Origin of the sequence: Desertibacillus haloalkaliphilus, assembly GCF_019039105.1 — a bacterium.
In the GTDB taxonomy this organism is placed as follows: domain Bacteria; phylum Bacillota; class Bacilli; order Bacillales; family KJ1-10-99; genus Desertibacillus; species Desertibacillus haloalkaliphilus.
This window is the reverse complement of record NZ_JAHPIV010000126.1, coordinates 1-440: the sequence shown is the minus strand read 5'-3', so window position 1 is coordinate 440 and position 440 is coordinate 1. Positions and strand designations below refer to the sequence as shown.

Genomic DNA, 440 nt, shown 5'->3' with positions numbered 1-440 from the left:
CCTTTTGCTCCAGTAGGCGGTACGATATGTGCTGCATCTCCCGCAATAAATAATCGACCGTGCTGCATCGGTTCACACACAAAACTTCGCATAGATACAATATTCTTTTGAATAATTGGTCCGTCTGGTAACGTCCATCCATCTGTTTCCACTCGTGCTTTTAGTTCAGTCCAGATACGGTCATCTGACCAATTTGCAATATCATCATTCGGATCTACTTGAATATAATGACGTTGAATTTCAGGTGTTCGCTGACTAATAAGTGCAAACCCTCTCTCATGATTAGAATAGATTAATTCCGGGTTTGCAATTGGGGTTTCTGCAAGAATTCCTAGCCAACCAAAAGGATAAATCTTTTGATTTTCTGTACGGTTTGGAATCATTTTACGACTTGGTCCATGGAAACCATCACAACCAGCTATGAAATCACAGACAAGTTC

General features: G+C 40.7%; 1 protein-coding gene. It reads right to left on the bottom strand.

The genetic code is table 11. The features are described from left to right. The coding region (locus tag KH400_RS21170) for an FAD-dependent monooxygenase (protein ID WP_217228024.1) at window positions 1-440 on the bottom strand (440 nt) is incomplete at both ends.